At 42.4% G+C, this 23,989-nt stretch carries 26 protein-coding genes and 1 pseudogene; 26 read left to right on the top strand and 1 reads right to left on the bottom strand.

The window, feature by feature from the left end; all coding sequences use genetic code 11:
• Window positions 1-17 precede the first annotated feature (17 nt).
• The gene (gene ftsY, locus AC0OMA_RS08775; protein ID WP_015383647.1) at window positions 18-1,007 is read left to right on the top strand and encodes a signal recognition particle-docking protein FtsY; all 990 of its coding nucleotides are present in this window, start codon (window positions 18-20) and stop codon (window positions 1,005-1,007) included.
• 36 nt (window positions 1,008-1,043) lie between these two features.
• On the opposite strand, the gene AC0OMA_RS08780 is transcribed toward ftsY, so the two are convergent.
• The gene (locus AC0OMA_RS08780) at window positions 1,044-1,529 is read right to left on the bottom strand and encodes an Ig-like domain-containing protein (protein WP_063335347.1); all 486 of its coding nucleotides are present in this window, start codon (window positions 1,527-1,529) and stop codon (window positions 1,044-1,046) included.
• 177 nt (window positions 1,530-1,706) lie between these two features.
• Between AC0OMA_RS08780 and AC0OMA_RS08785 the strand changes: the two genes are divergently transcribed.
• The 25 genes and pseudogenes from AC0OMA_RS08785 to fliF all read left to right on the top strand — a co-directional run bounded on the left by AC0OMA_RS08785 (window position 1,707) and on the right by fliF (window position 23,986).
• A complete protein-coding gene (locus AC0OMA_RS08785) occupies window positions 1,707-2,039 on the top strand; it encodes a putative DNA-binding protein (RefSeq protein WP_003238590.1) in 333 nt (110 codons plus the stop codon).
• A gap of 13 nt (window positions 2,040-2,052) precedes the next feature.
• Window positions 2,053-3,393, top strand: a complete 1,341-nt coding sequence (gene ffh / locus AC0OMA_RS08790) for a signal recognition particle protein (protein ID WP_014113771.1) — start codon at window positions 2,053-2,055, stop codon at window positions 3,391-3,393.
• A 105-nt stretch (window positions 3,394-3,498) separates the two neighbouring features.
• A complete protein-coding gene (gene rpsP / locus AC0OMA_RS08795; protein WP_003220815.1) occupies window positions 3,499-3,771 on the top strand; it encodes a 30S ribosomal protein S16 in 273 nt (90 codons plus the stop codon).
• Window positions 3,771-4,016 (top strand): KH domain-containing protein, encoded by a 246-nt coding sequence (locus AC0OMA_RS08800; protein ID WP_014476792.1) that lies wholly within the window; start codon window positions 3,771-3,773, stop codon window positions 4,014-4,016. Before rpsP ends, AC0OMA_RS08800 begins: the two co-directional genes overlap by 1 nt.
• Window positions 4,017-4,137: 121 nt before the next feature.
• Window positions 4,138-4,524 (top strand): YlqD family protein, encoded by a 387-nt coding sequence (locus AC0OMA_RS08805; RefSeq protein ID WP_014476793.1) that lies wholly within the window; start codon window positions 4,138-4,140, stop codon window positions 4,522-4,524.
• A 4-nt stretch (window positions 4,525-4,528) separates the two neighbouring features.
• Complete coding sequence (gene rimM, locus AC0OMA_RS08810) at window positions 4,529-5,053, top strand: ribosome maturation factor RimM (RefSeq protein WP_024572420.1); 525 nt, start codon at window positions 4,529-4,531, stop codon at window positions 5,051-5,053.
• Window positions 5,050-5,781 (top strand): tRNA (guanosine(37)-N1)-methyltransferase TrmD, encoded by a 732-nt coding sequence (gene trmD / locus AC0OMA_RS08815; protein WP_003232011.1) that lies wholly within the window; start codon window positions 5,050-5,052, stop codon window positions 5,779-5,781. Before rimM ends, trmD begins: the two co-directional genes overlap by 4 nt.
• A 139-nt stretch (window positions 5,782-5,920) precedes the next feature.
• A complete protein-coding gene (gene rplS / locus AC0OMA_RS08820) occupies window positions 5,921-6,268 on the top strand; it encodes a 50S ribosomal protein L19 (protein ID WP_003220825.1) in 348 nt (115 codons plus the stop codon).
• Between the two features lie 142 nt (window positions 6,269-6,410).
• A complete protein-coding gene (gene ylqF / locus AC0OMA_RS08825) occupies window positions 6,411-7,259 on the top strand; it encodes a ribosome biogenesis GTPase YlqF (protein ID WP_474222046.1) in 849 nt (282 codons plus the stop codon).
• A 70-nt stretch (window positions 7,260-7,329) separates the two neighbouring features.
• Window positions 7,330-8,097, top strand: coding sequence for a ribonuclease HII (rnhB, locus tag AC0OMA_RS08830; RefSeq protein ID WP_003245658.1), 768 nt, complete (start codon window positions 7,330-7,332; stop codon window positions 8,095-8,097).
• A gap of 31 nt (window positions 8,098-8,128) precedes the next feature.
• Window positions 8,129-9,859: a hypothetical protein gene (locus AC0OMA_RS08835; RefSeq protein ID WP_181219157.1), complete on the top strand. Its 1,731-nt coding sequence runs from the start codon at window positions 8,129-8,131 to the stop codon at window positions 9,857-9,859.
• Window positions 9,856-10,137 carry a FlhB-like flagellar biosynthesis protein gene (locus tag AC0OMA_RS08840; protein WP_047182608.1) on the top strand — a complete coding sequence of 94 codons (282 nt, stop codon included), beginning with the start codon at window positions 9,856-9,858 and terminating at the stop codon, window positions 10,135-10,137. The genes AC0OMA_RS08835 and AC0OMA_RS08840 overlap by 4 nt, the downstream gene beginning before the upstream one ends.
• A 172-nt stretch (window positions 10,138-10,309) precedes the next feature.
• Window positions 10,310-11,467, top strand: coding sequence for an ADP-forming succinate--CoA ligase subunit beta (gene sucC, locus AC0OMA_RS08845; RefSeq protein ID WP_014663957.1), 1,158 nt, complete (start codon window positions 10,310-10,312; stop codon window positions 11,465-11,467).
• A gap of 28 nt (window positions 11,468-11,495) precedes the next feature.
• Window positions 11,496-12,398, top strand: a complete 903-nt coding sequence (gene sucD, locus AC0OMA_RS08850) for a succinate--CoA ligase subunit alpha (protein WP_047182609.1) — start codon at window positions 11,496-11,498, stop codon at window positions 12,396-12,398.
• Between the two features lie 60 nt (window positions 12,399-12,458).
• Entirely contained in the window at window positions 12,459-13,352 is an 894-nt protein-coding gene (dprA, locus tag AC0OMA_RS08855) for a DNA-processing protein DprA (protein ID WP_047182610.1), read from the top strand.
• A gap of 187 nt (window positions 13,353-13,539) precedes the next feature.
• A complete protein-coding gene (topA, locus tag AC0OMA_RS08860; protein WP_003245599.1) occupies window positions 13,540-15,615 on the top strand; it encodes a type I DNA topoisomerase in 2,076 nt (691 codons plus the stop codon).
• Between the two features lie 75 nt (window positions 15,616-15,690).
• A complete protein-coding gene (gene trmFO, locus AC0OMA_RS08865; protein ID WP_003244725.1) occupies window positions 15,691-16,998 on the top strand; it encodes an FADH(2)-oxidizing methylenetetrahydrofolate--tRNA-(uracil(54)-C(5))-methyltransferase TrmFO in 1,308 nt (435 codons plus the stop codon).
• Window positions 16,999-17,065: 67 nt separating this feature from the next.
• Window positions 17,066-17,980 (top strand): tyrosine recombinase XerC, encoded by a 915-nt coding sequence (gene xerC / locus AC0OMA_RS08870; protein WP_003231988.1) that lies wholly within the window; start codon window positions 17,066-17,068, stop codon window positions 17,978-17,980.
• Window positions 17,981-17,992: 12 nt separating this feature from the next.
• The gene (gene clpQ / locus AC0OMA_RS08875) at window positions 17,993-18,538 is read left to right on the top strand and encodes an ATP-dependent protease subunit ClpQ (protein ID WP_003238555.1); all 546 of its coding nucleotides are present in this window, start codon (window positions 17,993-17,995) and stop codon (window positions 18,536-18,538) included.
• A gap of 16 nt (window positions 18,539-18,554) precedes the next feature.
• A complete protein-coding gene (gene hslU / locus AC0OMA_RS08880) occupies window positions 18,555-19,958 on the top strand; it encodes an HslU--HslV peptidase ATPase subunit (RefSeq protein ID WP_014476801.1) in 1,404 nt (467 codons plus the stop codon).
• Window positions 19,959-19,997: 39 nt separating this feature from the next.
• Window positions 19,998-20,777, top strand: coding sequence for a GTP-sensing pleiotropic transcriptional regulator CodY (codY, locus tag AC0OMA_RS08885; protein WP_003220850.1), 780 nt, complete (start codon window positions 19,998-20,000; stop codon window positions 20,775-20,777).
• Window positions 20,778-21,156: 379 nt separating this feature from the next.
• Complete coding sequence (gene flgB / locus AC0OMA_RS08890) at window positions 21,157-21,546, top strand: flagellar basal body rod protein FlgB (RefSeq protein WP_181219159.1); 390 nt, start codon at window positions 21,157-21,159, stop codon at window positions 21,544-21,546.
• On the top strand, window positions 21,546-21,998 hold the full coding sequence (flgC, locus tag AC0OMA_RS08895; RefSeq protein WP_014479779.1) for a flagellar basal body rod protein FlgC: 453 nt from the start codon (window positions 21,546-21,548) through the stop codon (window positions 21,996-21,998). The genes flgB and flgC overlap by 1 nt, the downstream gene beginning before the upstream one ends.
• A 10-nt stretch (window positions 21,999-22,008) precedes the next feature.
• On the top strand, window positions 22,009-22,329 hold the full coding sequence (gene fliE / locus AC0OMA_RS08900; protein WP_003238544.1) for a flagellar hook-basal body complex protein FliE: 321 nt from the start codon (window positions 22,009-22,011) through the stop codon (window positions 22,327-22,329).
• Window positions 22,330-22,374: 45 nt separating this feature from the next.
• A pseudogene (fliF, locus tag AC0OMA_RS08905) lies at window positions 22,375-23,986 on the top strand (flagellar basal-body MS-ring/collar protein FliF).
• Window positions 23,987-23,989 lie beyond the last annotated feature (3 nt).

Genomic DNA, 23,989 nt, shown 5'->3' on the forward strand with positions numbered 1-23,989 from the left:
AGGAAAGAGGTTAAAAGATGAGCTTTTTTAAAAAATTAAAAGAGAAAATCACAAAACAGACAGATTCCGTATCTGAAAAGTTTAAGGATGGCCTTGAAAAAACAAGAAACTCCTTTCAAAACAAAGTGAATGATCTTGTATCCCGTTACCGTAAAGTGGATGAGGATTTCTTTGAAGAGCTTGAAGAGGTTCTTATCAGCGCGGATGTCGGTTTTACAACCGTTATGGAATTAATAGATGAGCTGAAAAAAGAAGTCAAACGCAGAAATATTCAAGATCCAAAGGAAGTCCAGTCAGTGATTTCTGAGAAACTGGTCGAGATTTATAACAGCGGAGATGAGCAAATTTCAGAACTGAACATCCAGGATGGGCGTTTAAACGTAATCCTTCTGGTAGGTGTAAACGGCGTCGGGAAAACAACAACGATCGGAAAGCTTGCTCATAAAATGAAACAAGAAGGAAAATCTGTCGTACTTGCCGCCGGAGATACTTTTAGAGCGGGAGCCATTGAACAGCTGGAAGTATGGGGAGAGCGTACAGGAGTGCCTGTCATTAAGCAGACGGCAGGAAGCGATCCGGCGGCTGTCATCTACGATGCTGTTCATGCTGCGAAAGCAAGAAATGCCGATATATTAATTTGTGATACGGCAGGTCGTCTCCAAAACAAAGTAAATCTCATGAAAGAGCTTGAAAAAGTAAAACGTGTTATCGAAAGAGAAGTTCCTGAAGCTCCGCATGAGGTGCTGCTTGCCCTTGATGCCACGACCGGCCAAAATGCAATGGCTCAGGCAAAAGAGTTCTCTAAAGCAACAAATGTTACCGGCATTGCTTTAACGAAGCTTGACGGTACGGCAAAGGGCGGTATCGTCCTTGCGATTCGCAACGAGCTTCACATCCCGGTTAAACTAGTCGGTTTAGGAGAAAAAGTTGATGATCTTCAGGAATTTGATCCAGAATCCTATGTGTACGGACTCTTTTCAGATTTAGTGGAAAAAGCCGACGATTAAGAAAAAGGCCCCTACATCTTGGGGCCTTTTCTTTTTTTATCTTCTTATTTGATAGGCGAAATGATAAAGGCTGTTATCAGTGGATACCAGTCTTGATTCACCTGAAAAAACTCTGAATGGGATGATGTCATAGTAATGAACAGAAACAGATGTGTAATACGTGTAATACCCAGCAGCTGGCCCCAAATACATTGGAACCTCAAATGTTCCGTTTGCATCAGTTGTTCCTGAAGCAGTTTGTGTTGTGTTTCCGACCTTCGTGTCCGCTTCAAATCTTACGGGCGCGTTTGGCACTGGCTGTCCGTTTTGGTCGAGTAATTTGCCGCTTACTGTAATATTGTACTTGACTCGCCAATATTGACCTTGTCCGTAATTGATTTTACCGTATACCCCTCCATCTGTGCTGATATTTGTGATTGAGGCCTTATAAGGTGCCTCAGCAGCGTCTGCTTGCTGTGCCGGGAAACCTATTGTAAACAGGGCTGCCAGACATAACATAAACAATAAACCGATTTTTTTCATAAAAATCCTCCTTAAAATAGGGTTCATATACAATATCGGAATAAATTGGATGATATTTAGTGTATTTTGGAAAAAGTTAATCGCCGCTTTGACAAGATAAAAACTTGACAGTGTCAATAAAACCGTGTAAACTAAGTTATCGTAAAGGGATTTGACTTAACAAAGGGGAGAGCTCAAATGTCACTCGAAAAGACAACGAGAATGAATTATCTGTTTGATTTTTATCAGTCGTTGTTGACGTCAAAACAGAAGAGCTATATGTCGCTTTATTATTTGGACGATTTCTCCCTAGGCGAAATAGCCGAAGAATATGAGGTTTCAAGACAAGCTGTTTATGATAACATCAAACGAACAGAAGCGATGCTTGAACAATATGAAGAAAAGCTGCTCCTTTTGAAAAAGTTTCAGGAGCGTAAAGAGATGTTTAATAAGCTGAAGGAGCTTGCTTCCGGTTCAAAAGAAGAGGAAGAAATTACAGCTCTGATTGAAGCGCTTGAGAAATTAGATTAGGAGGCGGCAAACTATGGCATTTGAAGGATTAGCCGACCGACTGCAGCAGACGATTTCTAAAATCCGCGGAAAAGGGAAAGTCAGCGAACAAGATGTAAAAGATATGATGCGTGAGGTTCGTCTTGCGCTGCTTGAGGCTGACGTTAACTTTAAAGTAGTCAAAGATTTTGTCAAAAAAGTAAGTGAACGCGCTGTAGGCCAAGACGTCATGAAAAGTCTGACGCCCGGCCAGCAGGTCATTAAAGTTGTTAAAGAGGAACTGACTGAGCTGATGGGCGGCGAAGAGAGCAAAATCGCCGTCGCAAAAAGGCCGCCGACTGTTATTATGATGGTCGGTCTCCAAGGTGCCGGTAAAACGACAACAAGCGGTAAGCTTGCGAATCTGCTGCGCAAAAAGCATAATCGCAAACCGATGCTGGTTGCTGCCGATATTTACCGCCCAGCCGCAATTAAGCAGCTGGAAACACTCGGCAAACAGCTTGATATGCCTGTTTTCTCTCTTGGCGATCAGGTCAGTCCTGTAGAAATAGCTAAACAGGCTATTGAGAAAGCCAAGGAAGAACATTATGACTATGTCATTTTGGATACGGCAGGCCGCTTGCATATCGACCATGAACTGATGGATGAACTGACCAACGTCAAAGAAATCGCGAATCCGGAAGAAATTTTCCTGGTTGTCGATTCAATGACCGGTCAGGACGCTGTGAATGTTGCCAAAAGCTTTAATGAACAGCTCGGTTTAACCGGTGTTGTGTTAACTAAGCTGGATGGAGACACACGCGGCGGGGCTGCGCTTTCTATTCGCGCTGTCACAAACACGCCAATTAAGTTCGCAGGTTTGGGCGAAAAGCTTGATGCGTTAGAGCCGTTCCATCCTGAACGCATGGCATCAAGGATTCTCGGCATGGGCGACGTGCTGACATTGATTGAAAAAGCACAGGCCAGCGTTGATGAAGACAAAGCCAAAGAGCTGGAACAAAAAATGAGAACGATGAGCTTCACATTGGACGATTTTCTGGAGCAGCTCGGGCAAGTCAGAAACATGGGGCCGCTTGATGAGCTTCTGCAAATGATGCCGGGTGCAGGTAAAATGAAAGGCCTGAAAAACATCCAAGTTGATGAAAAACAGCTGAATCATGTGGAAGCAATCATCAAATCAATGACTGTTCTTGAAAAAGAACAGCCGGATATTATCAATGCCAGCCGGCGGAAGCGGATTGCAAAAGGAAGCGGGACATCCGTACAGGAAGTCAACCGTCTGCTTAAGCAGTTTGATGAAATGAAAAAAATGATGAAGCAGATGACAAACATGTCAAAAGGCAAGAAAAAAGGGTTTAAGCTACCTTTTATGTAATCGGTTATACATGATAAAACCGTTGTTAAGAAAAAACACTTTACAAACACTTTTATCATTGTTAATATACTATCTTGTTGAAATATTTTCGGAGGTGCTAGTAAAATGGCAGTAAAAATTCGTTTAAAACGTATGGGAGCAAAAAAATCTCCTTTCTATCGTATTGTTGTAGCAGATTCTCGTTCACCACGTGACGGCCGTTTCATCGAAACAGTCGGAACTTACAACCCGGTTGCAAAACCAGCGGAAGTAAAAATTGACGAAGAGCTTGCTCTTAAATGGCTTCAAACTGGAGCGAAACCATCTGATACAGTTCGCAACTTGTTCTCTAGTCAAGGAATCATGGAAAAATTCCACAACGCTAAACAAGGCAAGTAATGACTGATCAACACTTGGAAGATTTGATTGTCCACATTGTGACGCCGCTTGTTGATCATCCAGATGACATTCGCGTCATAAGAGAAGAAACCGATCAAAAGATTGCGCTGCGCTTATCTGTCCATAAGTCAGATACCGGTAAAGTTATCGGAAAGCAAGGCCGGACTGCAAAAGCGATTCGAACAGCTGTATTTGCAGCTGGCGCACAGTCTTCTAAGAAAGTTCAATTTGAAATATTTGACTAAAAGGGAGAGGGCCGGCACCTCCCCTTTTTTTACACGCAAAAAAAGGGTAAACTGATAGAAGCTTAGGCAAAATAGAAAAGCCTGGGCGAGAAAAAGTTTTAAAAGCGGGGAGCTTGGTGCGATGCAAATTATTCACCGTGTAGCCGTTATGCAAGTCTTAACCGAGCGCAGTAAAGAAAAGCTTTTAGCTTCTTTTGCCGAAAAGAAACAAATGCTTGAACGAGAATGCAGCCAGCTCTATTTTCAGCTTAGAAAACATGAGAAAGAACAGCAAAACCCTGATATGATTGAACAATTTAAAAAGGCAATAGAAAAGCGAAAAGATGATATAAAGATCATCGATTTTCAAATTGCTCAAGTACATACATTGCCGCTTGGCAGTGAGTTGAAAGAAAAGGAAGTCGATGCGCTGCTGACGATTGAAGCCGGGGATGACTGGCATGAGAAAACAGCAGCGAACACCATCGTCATAAAAGACGGAAAAGTAATTGAAATTCGCCAGAGGTGATCATATGACAAAGCGATGGTTTAATGTAGGCAAAATCGTAAATACCCACGGAATCAAAGGCGAAGTGCGGGTGATTTCAAAAACAGACTTTGCCGAAGAACGATACAAGCCGGGAAACACGCTGTATTTGTTTATGGACGGCCGTAACGAACCAGTGGAGGTAACGGTAAACACACATAGACTGCATAAGCAATTTCATCTCCTGCAGTTTAAAGAAAGACAAAACCTAAATGAAGTAGAAGAGCTGAAAAACGCAATCATTAAAGTTCCTGAAGAAGAATTAGGAGAGCTGAATGAGGGTGAATTTTATTTCCACGAAATTATTGGGTGTGAAGTATTTACTGAAGAAGGCGAACTCATCGGAAAGGTCAAAGAAATTTTGACGCCTGGAGCCAATGATGTTTGGGTCATCGGACGAAAAGGAAAAAAAGACGCACTCATTCCTTACATTGAATCAGTGGTCAAACATATCGATGTCAAGGAAAAGAAAATTGAGATTGAACTCATGGAAGGGTTAATAGACGAATGAAAATCGACTTTTTGACGCTGTTTCCCGAAATGTTTGAAGGCGTGCTCGGCTCATCGATTCTTCAAAAAGCCCAGGAAAAAGATGCGGTGCAGTTTCAAGTCGTAAATTTCAGGGAGTACTCTGATAACAAGCACAATACTGTTGATGATTATCCTTATGGCGGCGGGGCAGGCATGGTTCTCAAGCCCCAGCCTGTTTTTGACGCGGTCGAGGACCTGACATCAAAGGCAGCCGCTGCTCCGCGTATTATCCTCGTATGCCCGCAAGGTGAGCGTTTTACCCAAAAAAAAGCCGAGCAATTAGCTAAGGAAGAGCATTTGCTGTTCATTTGCGGCCACTATGAAGGCTATGATGAACGCATTCGCGAGCACTTGGTAACGGATGAAATATCAATTGGCGACTTTGTTCTGACGGGCGGTGAGCTCCCTGCAATGATGATCGCAGACAGTGTAGTCAGACTGCTTCCGGGTGTACTGGGTAAAGAGGCTTCCCATATTGAGGATTCCTTCAGCACCGGACTTTTAGAGCACCCGCATTATACAAGACCGGCAGATTACAAAGGTTTAAAAGTGCCTGAAACACTCTTGTCAGGAAACCATGCAAAAATTGAAGAATGGCGGAATAAAGAATCGATCAGAAGGACCTACCTAAGACGTCCGGATCTGTTGAAAGACTACCCGCTTACAGAGCAGCAAAGAAAGTGGATTTCTGAATGGGAAAAAGAATAGATTTTATTGCATAGGCTATGAAATTGTGATAAGATACTACTTGTGGCTTAAGCGGGCTTATCCGCTGCAAGCTTGAAAACGATGTTCCGCTGTGCCGGTTTTTGTGGCCAAGAGCATCTGTTGGAAGGAGTTGAAAACGATGCAAAAACTAATTGAAGATATCACAAAAGAACAGCTTCGTACTGATCTTCCTGCGTTCCGTCCTGGTGACACTTTACGTGTACACGTTAAAGTTGTTGAGGGTAACCGTGAGCGTATCCAGATCTTTGAAGGTGTTGTGATTAAGCGTCGTGGTGGTGGAATCAGCGAAACGTTCACAGTTCGTAAGATTTCTTACGGTGTTGGCGTTGAACGTACTTTCCCTGTACACACACCAAAAATCGCGAAAATCGAAGTTGTACGTTACGGCAAAGTACGCCGTGCTAAACTTTACTATCTGCGTGAACTTCGCGGAAAAGCGGCTCGTATTAAAGAGATCAGACGATAATGATAACGAACGAAAAGAGCTTGTTACCTGTAACAAGCTCTTTTTTTATACAGAATTTGAAAATGCCGGACAGGCATCGTAAAATACATAAAGGACAACAATGAATCATGCATACTGAAGATAAAGGCGGTGTTCGTGTCACATGACAATTCAATGGTTCCCGGGCCATATGGCAAAAGCAAGAAGGGAAGTAACCGAAAAATTAAAATTAATCGATATCGTATATGAATTGGTAGATGCCAGAATTCCAATGTCATCAAGAAACCCAATGATTGAAGATATTCTAAAAAACAAGCCGCGAATTATGCTGTTAAACAAGGCTGACAAAGCAGATGCGGCAGTTACACAGCAGTGGAAAGAGCACTTTGAGAAGCAGGGGATCCGCTCTCTGTCTATTAATTCTGTAAATGGACAAGGGTTAAATCAAATTGTGCCTGCATCAAGAGAGATCCTCCAAGAAAAATTTGACCGGATGCGTGCGAAAGGTGTGAAGCCGAGAGCGATTCGCGCTTTGATTATCGGCATTCCAAACGTCGGAAAATCAACGCTCATCAACCGGCTTGCAAAGAAAAACATAGCAAAAACGGGAGACAGACCTGGTATTACGACTTCTCAACAGTGGGTCAAAGTTGGGAAAGAATTAGAGCTATTAGATACACCGGGAATTTTGTGGCCTAAATTTGAGGATGAGCTTGTCGGTTTGAGACTGGCAGTCACCGGGGCTATTAAAGACTCGATTATCAATTTGCAGGACGTGGCCGTGTTTGGTCTTCGTTTTCTCGAAGAACATTACCCAGAACGGCTTAAAGAGCGTTATGGCCTTGATGAGATACCAGAGGACATTGCCGAGCTGTTTGATGCAATAGGTGAAAAGCGGGGCTGTCTCATGAGCGGTGGGCTCATTAACTATGATAAGACGACTGAAGTCATCATTCGCGATATTCGCACTGAAAAGTTCGGCAGGCTGTCATTTGAACAGCCGACGATGTAAAGGCGCGCAGAAATGCGGGTCTTTATTTTTTCTTGGCTGAACCGATACATACAGTAAGGGAGAAGAGAAAGTGAATACATTAACCGTAAAGGACATTAAAGACCGTTTGCAGGAAGTGAAGGATGCACAAGACCCATTTATTGCCCAATGCGAAAACGACCCGAGAAAAAGCGTTCAAACGCTTGTAGAGCAATGGCTTAAAAAGCAAGCGAAAGAAAAAGCGCTGAAAGAACAATGGGTGAATATGACTTCCTATGAAAGGCTGGCAAGAAACAAAGGATTTCGCTTGATTGCAGGTGTTGACGAGGTCGGCCGGGGGCCATTGGCAGGACCAGTTGTCGCCAGCGCAGTCATCCTTCCAGAGGAATGTGAAATACTTGGGCTGACAGACTCCAAAAAGCTTTCAGAGAAAAAACGCGAGGAATATTACGAGCTTATTATGAAGGAAGCACTGGCGGTCGGGATAGGAATTGTAGAAGCTACTGTGATTGATGAGATCAATATATATGAAGCTTCAAAAATGGCAATGGTGAAAGCGATACAGGATTTGTCGGATACACCTGATTATTTGCTTGTTGACGCAATGACACTTCCGCTCGACACGGCTCAGGCGTCAATTATAAAAGGAGATGCCAAAAGCGTGTCTATTGCGGCAGGTGCGTGTATCGCAAAAGTGACGAGGGACCGAATGATGAGCGCTTATGCCGAAACGTATCCCATGTACGGCTTTGAAAAAAATAAAGGCTATGGGACAAAAGAACATTTGGAAGCTCTTGCTGCATACGGCCCAACTGAATTGCACCGCAAAACTTTCGCTCCTGTTCAATCTTTCAGATAAATCACCATGGACAAGGAGGCACCTTTTTAAAATGAACATACGAAATGATGTGCAAAAGGCGCTGCAGCACCTTTTCGGGCGTACAGCCGTCCCGCAGGAAACATCAAAAGTAAACGAAGCGCTAAACGGGGAGAAGCGTCTCCTCTTAGGAAAAGTGCTTCGTTTACTAGGAGATCAGCATGCCCTGATCCAAGTCGGCAATCAAACTGTTCAGGGAAAACTTGAAACCCAGCTTCGTCCTCAGGCATACTATTGGTTTTCCTACGAAAAAAAAACGGCAGAACAAACAGGCCGTCTTCAGGTCGTTCAAAGCTTTGATCAAAATCCTAAAACCATTCAGGATGCAGCTGGCAAACTTTTAAATGCCATGTCAGTGAAGACGTCAAACGCAGCTCTCATGATGACAGGAGCGATGCTGAAAAGCAAAACACCCGTAACAGAAAATGATATCAAAACAGCTGTCCGCTGGATGGACACGCTGCCTTCGCAAGACACAAAAAAAGCAGTTGAAACGGTTCTCTTCGCTTTAAAGCGTGATCTTCCCATTCACTCCGAGATTTTGAATGGTGTTCATGCTGTGAAATCGCCTGTTCCGTTGCATCAGCACGTATCCCAGCTGCTTCGGGCAATCGACCAAAACCCTCAGCAGAGCCAAATGATATCAAAGCTAAAGGAAGCAGTTACGGTGCTTTTAAATAGTGAAATCGATGTCCATGCAGAACGGCTGATTGATAAGCTTATTTCTTTAACCGACAATACGAAAGCACCTTCTCCGGCGAATACAGCTGGAAGCAGGGAGCTTAGCACACCAGCTGGCTCCCCCGGAAAAGCCAGCCTGCCGATTGCAAATCACACAGCAGAACAGAGAAGCATACAAGAAGAGCCTGTTAAAACAGCAGCAGACATTCCAATTAAAGAAGCCCGCCAGCTGCTGGTGAAGCTGACGGAATCTGCTGAAAAAAACAGTCTCCAAATTGTGAAAGAGGCAGCAAATTGGATTAAAGCGGCTGCTTCATCGGGTGATAGTAAGTCACTTGCAGCTTCAGCTGTTTTACAGGCGGCACAAGTCACAGACCAGGAAGCCGAAGTCTTTTTAAAGGCTGTTCAGCAGACAGCACCCCATTTGGCGGATAAGGCAGATGTTCTTTCTTTCTTATCCAAAGTGAAAACGGCAATCGGCGCAAGGGACGAGGTTGCGTTCATTAAAGCGTTTGAACAAGGAAGCGCAGTCACATCTGGCGAAATGCAATCCATCAAGCTGGCTCTTTCTGCTTTAAGAGCATCGCATGAGGTAGCCGAACCAGTCAAACAAGAAGCCGATCAGCTTTTTCATAAATTAAATGGCCAGCTTTTCATGCAGCAGGACCATCCGTCATACAGCCAAATTGTAATGTCATTTCCGATGTTTTCGAAGTCAGGGGTTCAGGACATGACTGTTCTGTTTAAAGGAAAGAAGGAAGCAGATGGAAAGCTTGATCCTTCCCATTGCCGCCTTTTGTTTTTGCTGCAGCTTGATACACTAAAAGAAACCGTCGTTGATTGCTTGGTACAGCAAAAAGTCATGACGATTACAATAGAGACTGATTTCGAGCTGCAGGCTGCGATCGATCCGATGGTGCCCGCGCTTAAACAGGGGCTAAAGGAAATGGGGTACAGCCTTTCAGGGGTAAACGCTAAAAAAAGGGTTCACACCGAAGAAAAGGCTTCAATCGATCAATATATAACAAGTATCAGTGATCAGGAAGTGGATGTGAAAATATGAAAGAGCAGACACCGATCAGAAAAGCTGTTGCTCTCCATTATGACGAACAAAAAGACAAGGCGCCGAGAGTGATTGCCACAGGGAAGGGCCATGTAGCTGACAACATTATCAAAGAAGCGAAAAAAGTCGGGGTCCCGATTCAAGAAGATCGGACCCTTGTCGAATTAATGCGCCATTTGACGGTAGATGATCAAATTCCTGAAGCTCTTTATGAAACGGTAGCCGAGATTTTTTCATTCATTTACAAATTGGACGAAAGCGTAAAAAACAAAAAATAGCTAAAATATTCCCCACCCTCCTTTGAAATTTATGTTTTTAATAAAGTAAAAGTTTGAATGTTTAGAAGGATTAAAAGATTTTGCATCGAACTGTAGACAATTCTTCCAGTATTATTATAGAATGAAAGCGCAGTCTATTTTAGTTTTGTTACATAAGTTAGGAGGATGGGAAATGAATATCCATGAGTACCAGGGAAAAGAAGTCCTCAGAAAATATGGGGTATCTGTTCCTGAAGGTAAAGTGGCTTTTACAGCAGAAGAAGCAGTTGAGAGTGCAAAGAGCTTATCCAGCTCGGTTTATGTCGTAAAGGCTCAAATTCATGCTGGCGGTCGAGGCAAAGCTGGTGGGGTAAAAATAGCAAAATCATTAGATGAAGTAAAAGCGTATGCCGAAGAACTATTAGGGAAGACCCTAGTTACACATCAGACGGGTCCGGACGGACAAGTAATAAAACGCTTACTTATTGAAGAAGGCTGCGATATTAAAAAAGAATATTACGTGGGTCTTGTGCTTGACCGCGCCACTTCAAGAATCGTTTTGATGGCTTCTGAAGAAGGCGGAACGGAAATTGAAGAGGTTGCGGAGAAAACACCGGAAAAAATCAAAAAAGCTGTCATTGATCCGGCTGTTGGCCTTCAAGGCTATCAAGCCAGAGAAATTGCATTCGCTATTAATATTCCAAAAGAGCTCGTGGGAAAAGCTGCTAAATTTATGCTTGGACTATATAAAGCGTTTGTTGAGAAAGACTGCTCAATCGCCGAAATCAATCCGCTTGTTGTGACCGGCGACGGAAATGTGATGGCGCTTGATGCAAAATTGAATTTTGACAGCAATGCGTTGTACCGACAAAAGGACATTATGGAATACAGAGATTTGGATGAAGAAGATCCGAAAGAAATTGAAGCGTCCAAATATGATCTAAGCTACATTTCCCTTGATGGAAATATCGGCTGTATGGTAAACGGCGCGGGACTTGCAATGTCCACGATGGATATTATCAAGCATTATGGAGGAGAACCGGCCAACTTCCTTGATGTGGGCGGCGGTGCAACCGCGGAAAAAGTCACGGAAGCATTTAAAATCATTCTTTCTGATCAAAACGTTAAAGGGATTTTTGTCAACATTTTCGGCGGCATTATGAAATGTGATGTCATCGCAGAAGGGGTTGTTGAAGCGACTAGACAAGTTGGTTTGACATTGCCGCTTGTCGTCCGTCTTGAAGGCACAAACGTGGATCTAGGGAAGAAAATCCTTAGTGAATCAGGATTAAACATTACATCTGCGGAATCAATGGCTGACGGCGCGCAGAAAATCGTATCCTTAGTTTAAGAAAGAATGAAAGGCAGGGGACCAAATAATGAGTGTTTTCATTAATAAAGATACAAGAGTTATTGTGCAAGGGATTACAGGTTCTACCGCTTTATTTCATACGAAGCAGATGCTCGAATACGGCACAAATATCGTTGGCGGTGTAACACCTGGAAAAGGCGGAACAGAAGTGGAAGGTGTTCCTGTATTTAATACAGTGGCTGAATCAGTTCAAACGACCGGCGCTAACGCGTCTGTTATATATGTGCCCGCACCGTTTGCAGCTGATGCGATTATGGAAGCGGTAGATGCGGAGCTTGATCTCGTGATTTGTATCACAGAACATATCCCGGTTTTGGATATGGTGAAGGTCAAACGCTTCATGGAAGGCAAGAAAACGAGACTGATAGGGCCGAACTGTCCTGGTGTCATTACGCCTGAAGAATGTAAAATCGGCATTATGCCCGGATACATCCATAAAAAGGGTCATGTAGGCGTTGTATCACGTTCAGGAACATTAACATACGAAGCGGTGCACCAGCTCTCAGAAGCGGGTGTAGGGCAATCTACAGCTGTTGGAATCGGCGGCGACCCTGTAAATGGAACAAACTTTATTGACGTTTTAAAAGCGTTTAACGAAGATCCTGACACACACGCAGTCATCATGATTGGCGAAATCGGCGGTACTGCCGAAGAGGAAGCGGCAGAGTGGGTAAAAGCCAACATGACAAAACCGGTAGTCGGTTTTATCGGCGGTAAAACAGCACCTCCTGGGAAGCGCATGGGGCATGCAGGCGCCATTATTTCCGGTGGAAAAGGGACAGCTGATGAAAAAATCAAAACCCTTAATGCATGCGGAATCGAAGTTGCAGAGACACCTTCTGTCATGGGTGAAACCTTAATTAAGGTGCTGAAAGAGAAGAACTTGTTCGAAACTTGTAAAACGCATTAATAAAAAAGGGACAGCCGTCAAGGCTGTTCCTGCTTTTTCTAACAAAAGGAGGTCAATCTATTGGATCAGGCCGCTGCCTGCTTAACGATTTGCAGAATCAATCAATTATTATCCCCATCCCTTCTATTAAAATGGTGGAAAGCCGATCCGTCTATGTCGCTGACATCACCCGTGTTACAAACGGTTACTCGTGATCAAATAAAAGCAGCTGCATTAAAAAACGAAATAGAACAACTTTATCCAAAGCTCCAGCGTGTACTTACTGCTTATCGTGAGCAAGGCATTAACACCATCCCTATTTCTTCAAAGCAATATCCTTTCTGGCTTAAAAGCATTTATGATCCCCCCGCCGTACTGTTTGCAAAAGGTGATATGACTCTTCTTTCGAAAGGGAGAAAAATTGGAATTGTAGGGACAAGAAATCCAACAGCTTATGGGAAACAAGTTGTCAATCATCTTACAAAAGAGATCTGTCGTAAAGGTTGGGTGATTGTCAGCGGACTGGCGTCTGGGATAGACGGAATGTCCCATGCTGCAAGTATTAAGGCGAAGGGGCGGACAATTGGCGTCATTGCAGGCGGATTTCAACACATTTATCCCCGAGAAAACCTTCAGTTAGCAGATCACATGGCTAAACACCATATCCTGCTGTCAGAGCACCCACCTGAAACTAAACCCCAAAAATGGCATTTCCCTATGAGAAACCGTATTATCAGCGGAATAAGTGAAGGCGTTATTGTCGTTCAGGGCAAAGAAAAAAGCGGTTCGCTGATTACTGCCTATCAAGCATTGGAACAAGGGAGAGAGGTATTTGCCGTACCCGGTTCATTATTTGACCCTTACGCCGGAGGGCCTATAAAACTGATCCAGCAGGGGGCTAAAGCCATATGGTCAGCAGAGGATATTTTCGAGGAACTTCCTGAGAGAAACGTTCAATATACGGAACCCTTTTGAATTATCGTTTGACAAACGGTATTGTAATATTTAATAATAGTGAGGATTTAAAGTTGCATATTGTTTTCTATTTAATTAATGACGTTCATGATAAAGAATGAAATGTTGAAAGCCAAATAAAGACAGCTGCAAAAATAAAATTGAAATATCTTGAAAAGAGAGAGAACACCTCTTGAGGGGGATGAAAATGTCTGATTATCTAGTCATCGTGGAATCGCCCGCTAAGGCGAAAACGATTGAACGTTACTTAGGTAAAAAATATAAAGTAAAAGCATCAATGGGACATGTCCGGGATCTTCCAAAAAGTCAAATGGGAGTTGACATAGAACAGAATTTTGAACCGAAATATATTACCATTCGAGGTAAAGGCCCGGTATTAAAAGAGCTGAAAACGGCTGCGAAAAAAGCCAAAAAAGTGTATCTCGCAGCCGACCCCGACAGAGAAGGGGAAGCGATTGCATGGCATTTGGCACACAGTCTTGATTTAGATCTCAACTCTGACTGCCGTGTGGTGTTTAACGAAATTACAAAAGACGCTATTAAGGAATCGTTTAAGCATCCCCGCATGATCAATATGGATTTAGTGGATGCACAGCAAGCGAGACGTATTTTAGACAGGCTTGTCGGATATAAAATCAGTCCAATCTTATGGAAAAAAGTCAAAAAAGGGCTTAGCGCAGGACGCGTGCAATCCGTTGCCCTCCGTTTGATTATTGACCGTGAAAAAGAGATTAACGACTTTAAGCCTGAGGAATATTGGACAATTGACGGTACGTTCTTAAAAGGTCAAGAAACCTTTGAAGCGAGCTTTTTCGGGAAAAACGGCAAAAAACTTCCTTTAAATAGTGAAGCTGATGTAAAAGAGATTCTTTCTCAGCTCAAAGGGAATCAATATACAGTTGAAAAAGTAACCAAAAAGGAACGCAAACGTAATCCTGCTTTGCCTTTTACCACTTCTACCCTGCAGCAGGAAGCGGCTCGCAAGCTCAATTTCAGAGCGAAGAAAACGATGATGATTGCACAGCAATTATATGAAGGAATTGATTTAGGAAGAGAAGGAACGGTTGGTCTGATCACGTATATGAGAACGGATTCAACCCGTATTTCAAATACGGCTGTTGATGAAGCAGCTGCATTTATTGATCAGACATATGGAAAAGAGTTCCTAGGCGGAAAACGGAAGCCTGCGAAAAAGAATGAAAATGCCCAGGATGCCCACGAAGCAATTCGACCGACATCAGTTCTTAGAAAACCAAGTGAATTAAAAGCAGTCCTCGGCAGAGACCAAATGAGACTGTATAAATTAATTTGGGAGCGTTTTGTTGCCAGCCAAATGGCACCGGCTGTTCTCGATACAATGAGTGTCGACCTGACAAACAACGGTTTGACATTTCGTGCAAATGGAAGTAAAGTCAAGTTTTCCGGGTTTATGAAGGTGTATGTTGAAGGAAAAGACGATCAAATGGAAGAAAAAGACCGGATGCTGCCTGACTTACAAGAAGGCGACACGGTATTATCAAAAGATATAGAACCTGAGCAGCATTTTACCCAGCCGCCTCCGCGATATACTGAGGCCCGGCTTGTTAAAACCCTTGAAGAACGCGGTATCGGCCGTCCATCCACATATGCTCCGACACTTGATACTATTCAGCGGCGCGGCTACGTGGCATTGGATAATAAACGTTTCGTTCCGACTGAATTAGGTCAGATCGTTCTTGACTTGATCATGGAGTTTTTCCCCGAGATCATTAACGTTGAGTTTACAGCTAAAATGGAGAGAGATCTTGATCATGTTGAAGAAGGAAATACCGAATGGGTCAAGATTATCGATAATTTCTACACCGATTTTGAAAAACGGGTCAAAAAAGCCGAATCGGAAATGAAGGAAGTTGAGATTGAACCAGAGTATGCTGGAGAGGATTGTGAATTGTGCAGTTCTCCAATGGTATATAAAATGGGACGGTACGGTAAATTCTTAGCTTGCTCCAACTTCCCTGACTGCCGGAACACGAAACCGATTGTGAAACAAATCGGTGTGAAGTGCCCGAGCTGCGGAGAAGGAAACATTGTTGAGCGAAAATCGAAAAAGAAACGGGTGTTTTACGGCTGTGACCGTTATCCGGACTGTGAATTCGTATCATGGGACAAACCAATTGAACGAAAATGCCCGAAATGCGGAAAAATGCTCGTCGAGAAAAAACTCAAAAAAGGCATACAAGTCCAATGCGTGGAATGCGATTATAAGGAAGAACCACAGAAGTAGCGGTGAGCAGGGTCTTGCTCACCTTCTTTGTGTGTTAAAAGAAGGCCTTGAATAATAAACTAGGAGATGTGAAAGATGAACCAACAAACAGTGAATGTAATCGGAGCCGGACTCGCAGGAAGTGAAGCGGCATGGCAGCTTGCCAAACGGGGGATTCAAGTCAAATTGTATGAAATGCGGCCAGTTAAACAAACGCCTGCGCACCATACAGATAAATTTGCAGAGCTTGTCTGCAGCAACTCTCTTCGCTCTAATACACTTGCTAACGCTGTCGGTGTATTAAAGGAAGAAATGCGTGCGCTTGATTCAGCCATTATCGCGGCGGCTGACGAATGTTCGGTGCCTGCCGGAGGCGCTCTTGCAGTAGACCGTCATGAATTTGCCGCAAGTGTGACAAATCGGGTGAAAAATCATCCAAACGTAACCGTTATTAATGAAGAAGTGACTGAAATTCCTGAAGGCCCTACTATCATCGCAACGGGTCCGTTAACATCTGAATCGCTGTCCGCCCAGCTGAAGGAGCTGACTGGAGAGGACTATTTATATTTTTATGACGCAGCGGCGCCAATTGTAGAAAAAGACAGCCTTGATATGGATAAAGTGTACCTGAAATCCCGTTATGATAAAGGTGAAGCAGCATATTTGAACTGCCCGATGACAGAAGAAGAGTTTGACCGTTTTCATGAAGCATTAACATCAGCAGAAACAGTGCCGTTAAAAGAATTTGAAAAAGAGATTTTCTTTGAAGGCTGCATGCCGATTGAAGTCATGGCAAAACGGGGTAAGAAAACAATGCTTTTCGGTCCGATGAAACCGGTTGGTCTAGAGCATCCTGTTACAGGAAAACGCCCTTATGCCGTCGTTCAGCTCAGACAGGATGATGCTGCGGGAACACTTTATAATATTGTAGGATTCCAGACTCATTTAAAATGGGGAGACCAAAAGGAAGTTCTCAAGTTGATTCCAGGACTTGAAAATGTAGAAATCGTCAGATATGGCGTGATGCACAGAAACACATTTATTAACTCTCCAAGCCTGTTAAAGCCGACTTATCAATTTAAAAACCGCAGTGATCTGTTCTTTGCAGGCCAAATGACGGGAGTAGAAGGATATGTGGAATCAGCTGCCTCAGGACTTGTAGCAGGCATTAATGCGGCGAAGCTTGTATTGGGAGAAGAGCTTGTTATTTTCCCTCAGGAAACAGCAATTGGCAGTATGGCACATTATATTACAACAACAAACCAGAAGAACTTCCAGCCGATGAATGCAAACTTTGGGCTTTTAAAAGAATTGCCAGTTAAAATTAAAAATAAAAAAGAACGAAATGAACAATACGCGAACCGTGCGATTGAAACAATTCAAACAATTTCGAAAACAATATAGGTATTGATTGCAACCTGAGCGCGATTTGTGATACCATTTAAAAGCCCTTCCTAGGGAGGTTTTAGGCATGGAGAATGTTAAGAATTTCGTAAAGTTATTCGTTGAATATTTACAAATTGAAAAAAATTATTCACAATATACTATTGTGAATTATGTGGATTCAATTGAAGAATTCGAGACTTTCCTGCGCGTTCAAGGTATAAATGGATTTGAAGAAGCTGCATATCAAGATACTAGGATTTTTTTGACAGAAGCCTATGAAAAAGGTTTATCGAGAAGAACAATAAGCAAAAAGATATCTGCATTAAGAAGCTTTTATAAGTTTCTGATGCGGGAAAAGCTTATTGAAGAAAATCCGTTTCAGCTTGTTCATCTGCCAAAACAGGAGAAACGGATACCGAAGTTTCTATATCAAAAAGAGCTTGAGGAGCTGTTTGAAGTTTCAGATATAAGCCAGCCGGCCGGAATGAGGGATCAAGCGCTGTTAGAGCTGCTCTATGCCACCGGAATGAGGGTCAGTGAATGCTGTTCCATAACTATTAACGACGTTGATTTATTTATGGACACTGTGCTTGTTCACGGTAAAGGCAAGAAGCAGCGCTATATCCCCTTTGGGTCTTATGCCCGCGAAGCGTTGAAGGTATACATGAATAGCGGAAGACAGTGCTTGCTGATGAAGGCAAAAGAACCTCATGATCTATTATTCGTAAATCAAAGAGGCGGACCGCTTACAGCCCGTGGCATCAGACATATTTTAAGCGGGCTTGTTCAAAAAGCGTCAAGCACTTTACATATCCATCCGCATATGCTTCGACATACGTTCGCCACGCATCTGTTAAATGAAGGAGCGGATTTGAGAAGCGTTCAAGAACTGCTCGGGCATTCCAATCTGTCTTCTACACAGATATACACGCATGTTTCGAAGGAAATGTTGAGAAACACATATATGTCTCACCATCCAAGAGCATTTAAGAAAAATTAAAGGAGGCCCTTTATGTCATCTTTTCATGCGACCACAATATTTGCCGTACAGCATAAAGGACGAAGCGCTATGTCCGGAGACGGCCAAGTAACATTTGGTCAGGCTGTTGTCATGAAACACACGGCACGGAAAGTGAGAAAACTGTTTAACGGCAAAGTTCTTGCTGGCTTTGCGGGATCTGTTGCAGACGCTTTCACTTTATTCGAAAAGTTTGAAGCTAAGCTTGAAGAATATAACGGCAACTTAAAACGGGCGGCTGTTGAGCTTGCGAAGGAATGGCGCAGCGATAAAGTGCTAAGAAAGCTCGAAGCCATGCTGATTGTTATGAATCAGGATACTTTGCTTCTCGTATCGGGAACAGGCGAGGTGATCGAACCAGATGACGGCATTCTCGCGATTGGATCAGGGGGCAATTACGCTTTGGCAGCGGGAAGAGCATTGAAAAAGCATGCCGGTGAAAGCATGTCTGCAAGTGAGATTGCCAGAGCCGCGTTAGAAACAGCAGGCGAAATTTGTGTTTACACGAACGATCAAATCATACTGGAAGAGCTTGAATAGAAAGGACTTGAGGCGCATGGAAAAAAAACCGTTAACTCCTAGACAGATTGTAGATCGGTTAGACCAATATATTGTCGGTCAGCAAAATGCGAAAAAAGCTGTCGCCGTGGCATTAAGAAACCGCTATAGAAGAAGTCTTCTGGATGAAAAGCTGAAGGACGAGGTCGTTCCGAAAAACATTTTAATGATGGGTCCTACCGGCGTCGGGAAAACTGAAATTGCCAGACGAATTGCCAAGCTTTCAGGTGCGCCATTTATCAAAATTGAAGCTACTAAATTTACCGAAGTCGGCTATGTAGGCAGAGATGTTGAATCAATGGTCAGAGATCTTGTGGAGACTTCTGTTCGGCTTATCAAAGAAGAGAAAATGAATGAAGTAAAGGAACAGGCAGAAGAAAATGCAAACAAACGCATTGTTCGTCTGTTAGTTCCTGGGAAGAAAAAACAATCTGGCGTTAAAAATCCGTTTGAAATGTTTTTTGGAGGCAGCCAGCCGAATGGTGAAGATGAGGCGGAGAGCCAGGAAGAAGCAAACATCGAAGAAAAAAGAAAACGAATGGCGCATCAGCTGGCTTTAGGAGAGCTCGAAGACTACTATGTAACAGTAGAAGTCGAAGAACAGCAGCCTTCTATGTTTGACATGCTGCAGGGCTCGGGTATGGAGCAGATGGGTATGAACATGCAGGATGCGCTGAGCGGATTAATGCCAAAGAAAAAGAAACGGCGCAAAATGACAGTCAGAGAAGCCAGAAAAGTCCTGACGAATGAAGAAGCAAGCAAACTCATCGATATGGATGAAGTCAGCCAGGAAGCAGTTCAGAGAGCAGAAGAGAGCGGGATTATCTTTATTGATGAGATTGATAAAATCGCAAAGAACGGCGGTGCATCTTCTTCTGCCGATGTTTCAAGAGAAGGCGTTCAGCGGGATATCCTGCCGATTGTTGAGGGTTCAACCGTTGTCACAAAATATGGTTCTGTAAAAACAGACCATGTATTATTTATTGCAGCAGGAGCGTTTCATATGGCCAAACCGTCTGATTTGATTCCTGAGCTGCAGGGGCGTTTCCCGATTCGTGTAGAACTGAACAAACTCACGGTAGACGACTTCGTGAGAATTTTGGTTGAGCCGGATAATGCGCTGCTGAAACAATATCAGGCATTATTGCAGACAGAAGGTATATCTCTTGAATTTTCTGACGAAGCTATTCATAAGATTGCTGAAGTTGCTTATCATGTGAACCAGGACACAGATAATATCGGTGCGAGACGCCTTCATACAATACTTGAACGCCTATTAGAAGATTTATCGTTTGAAGCTCCAGATGTAACGATGGAGAAAATAACGATTACACCACAGTATGTCGAAGAAAAGCTCGGAACGATAGCCAAAAACAAAGATTTAAGTCAATTTATATTGTGAAAAATTTAATATGAGGAATGTTTAGGAGGATTATTTATCATGGCTTTATTACAAAAAACAAGAATTATTAACTCCATGCTGCAAGCTGCGGCAGGGAAACCGGTAAACTTCAAGGAAATGGCGGAGACGCTACGGGATGTAATTGATTCCAATATTTTCGTTGTAAGCCGCAGAGGGAAACTCCTTGGGTATTCTATTAACCAGCAAATTGAAAATGATCGTATGAAAAAAATGCTTGAGGATCGTCAATTCCCTGAAGAATATACGAAAAATCTGTTTAATGTCCCTGAAACATCTTCTAACTTGGATATTAATAGTGAATATACTGCTTTTCCTGTTGAGAACAGAGACCTGTTCCAAGCTGGTTTAACAACAATTGTGCCGATCATCGGAGGCGGGGAAAGATTAGGAACACTTATTCTTTCACGTTTACAAGATCAATTCAATGACGATGACTTAATTCTAGCTGAATACGGCGCAACAGTTGTCGGAATGGAAATCCTAAGAGAAAAAGCAGAAGAAATTGAAGAGGAAGCAAGAAGCAAAGCTGTCGTACAAATGGCTATCAGCTCGCTTTCTTACAGTGAGCTTGAAGCAATTGAGCACATTTTTGAGGAGCTTGACGGAAACGAAGGTCTTCTTGTTGCAAGTAAAATCGCTGACCGTGTCGGCATTACCCGTTCTGTTATTGTGAACGCACTCAGAAAGCTGGAGAGCGCCGGTGTTATCGAGTCTAGATCATTAGGAATGAAAGGTACTTATATCAAGGTACTAAACAACAAATTCCTAATTGAATTAGAAAATCTAAAATCTCATTAATCACAAAAAGAACCCTTTTTGAGGGTTCTTTTTTTATTTCAAATAAAGGAAATCAATAAGCTTTATTTCCTGGGTTGAAAGTCTTTCTATGTAATAATTTTAATAAATTTTGCATTTTTCTTCAAAAAGTTTCAAAAATGCCGAAAAGAAAGGAGAAAAAACAGAAATTCTGCTATTTTCAGGCTTATATCAAGACGAGAAATGTAGTTCTAACAATCTAGGACTTTATACCTAGTTACAAAATAGATAATTGTGAGGACATTTTTTTACACGAACTTCATAGACTTTATGCCTGTTATTTCTTACAATAAGCATATAGTTTTACAATTCTCGACAAGGATATTGAGGGTGAAAAAAACTGAAATGGAGGTAAGTGGATTTGAGCTTATTTTCTGGAACGATACAAAATCTTGAAAATGCCTTGAGTAGAGCGGATATTAAGCAAAAAGTCATAACTAATAATATCGCCAATATAGATACACCGAACTATAAGGCGAAAAAAGTCTCTTTCCAAAATTTATTAGATCAAGAATCCTCGCGTCTTGAAGCGATAAAAAAAGACTATCGTCATGTTGATTTTTCTGATACTGATTCGAATTATTCAATTGTTGCGAGCGGAGATACATCGTATCAGCAAAACGGAAACAATGTTGATGTTGACAAAGAGATGACAGAATTGGCGCAAAATCAAATCAACTATCAAGCTTTGGTTGAAAGAATGAACGGTAAATTTAATTCGCTGAAGACCGTATTAACAGGAGGAAAATAATGACAGCTTTTCATAGCTTAAATGTTTCAGCATCGGCTTTAACAGCTCAGCGAGTCAGAATGGACGTTGTATCATCTAACTTAGCAAATATGGATACGACAAGAGCTAAGCAGGTGAATGGAGAGTGGGTGCCTTACAGAAGAAAAATGGTCTCCCTTCAGTCAAAAGGTGAATCGTTCTCTTCCATTCTCAATTCTCAAATGAGCGGAAGCGGGAATGCTGGAAACGGTGTGAAGGTTTCAAAAATTACAGAGGATGATTCGGATTTTAATCTTGTCTATGATCCGACAGACCCTGATGCAAACGCTGATGGATATGTACAAAAGCCTAATGTTGATCCATTAAAGGAAATGGTTGATCTTGTCAGCAGCACCAGATCATATGAGGCGAATGTCACGGCGATGAATGCCACAAAGGGAATGCTGATGAAGGCGTTAGAAATCGGAAAGTAGGTGAATGAATGTGATTAATGCAATTTCTCCTTTTCAGGTTCAAAATACTCAAAACACTCAAAATGCAACAAATCAAGTAAACAATAGCCAAAAAACAGATTCTTCAAATCAAACAAGCTTTTCGGAGCTTTTAAAAAACTCTATTAGTTCGTTAAATGAGTCCCAAGTAGCTTCTGACAACATGACTAATGCCTTGGCTGCAGGAAAAGATGTAAATCTTGATGAGGTCATGATCGCTGCTCAAAAAGCTAGCATCTCTCTAACTGCAGCAACAGAGTTCCGCAATAAAGCTGTGGAAGCTTATCAGGAGATTATGAGAATGCAAATGTAGGGGGTCTGACGATTTAGAGAAAGAGTGGAATGACCGGGGGTTAACATGAATCGTACTCTAATGCAAATGAAAAACAAAACGAGTGAGTTTTGGAAAAATAGATCTAAATTACAAAAGATTTTAATGGTTAGTGCTTTAGCGGCAATTATTATTATTGGAATTATTATTAGTGTTTTTGCTTCAAATTCTAAAAATGGCGCCGCTGTACAAAGATTTGTCTGCCGAAGAAGCAGGACAAATCAAAGAAGAATTGGATGCAAAAAAAGTGCCAAACGAACTTTCGAATGGCGGTACAGTGATTAGTGTTCCGGAGGATCAGGTTGATTCTTTGAAAGTGCAGATGGCTGCAGAAGGACTTCCTAAAACGGGATCAATTGATTATTCATTTTTTGGACAGAATGCCGGCTTTGGTTTGACAGACAATGAGTTTGATATGGTGAAAGTAAAAGCTACACAGACAGAACTGTCAAACTTGATCAATGAAATGGACGGTATTAAAAGCTCAAAAGTAATGATTAATCTCCCGAAAGACGCGGTGTTTGTCGGTGAAGAGCAATCTGCAGCATCTGCATCAATCGTTTTGCAGATTCAACCGGGTTATACACTTGATCAAAGCCAGATCAACGGATTATATCATCTGGTATCTAAAAGCGTGCCGAACCTAAAAGAAGATAACATCGTCATCATGGATCAAAATTCTACATACTACGACAAATCAGACAGCGATGCAGGGTCCTACGCGGATAGTTATTCTTCTCAGCAAGGAATTAAGTCTCAAGTTGAAAAAGACATTCAAAAACATGTACAGTCACTTCTTGGTACGATGATGGGCCAAGATAAAGTCGTTGTCTCCGTTACAGCAGACATTGATTTCACAAAAGAAAATCGGACAGAAGACATTGTCGAACCTGTGGATAAAGAAAACATGGAAGGCATTGCAGTCAGCGCTGAAAAGGTATCTGAAACATATCAGGGCGACGGTGCAGCCAACGGCGGAACTGCCGGAACCGGTGAGGAAGATGTAACAAATTATAAGGCTGACGGTGAAAATACCGATAGCGGGAACTACGAAAAAAACAGCAACAAAATCAATTACGAGGTTAACCGAATTCATAAAGAAATCGCCGAAAGTCCTTATAAGGTCAGAGATTTAGGGATTCAAGTAATGGTAGAGCCGCCTGATGCCAAAAACACAGCGTCGCTATCAACTGAAAGACAGGATGATATACAAAAAATCCTTTCAACTGTAGTCAGAACATCTTTGGATAAAGATGAAACGCAAAACCAGAATTTATCTGATGCTGATATCAATAATAAGATTGTTGTCTCCGTTCAGCCATTCGACGGAAAAGTCAATTTGGATACAAATACGGAAAATTCCTCAGGTATCCCGCTGTGGGCATATATTGTAGGCGGTGTTTTAATCGCAGCGATCATTGTTCTGATCATTATGCTTATCAGAAAGAAACGGGCGCAAGAGGATGAATTTGAGGAATATGAGTATGAGGTTCCTCAAGAACCAATCAATTTGCCTGATATCAACGAAGAGGAAAATGAAACAGCGGAATCAGTCAGACGAAAACAGCTTGAAAAGATGGCGAAAGACAAGCCGGAAGATTTTGCAAAACTGCTGAGAAGCTGGCTGGCCGAGGATTAGGAG

It is taken from the genome of Bacillus sp. AMCV2, assembly GCF_056033925.1.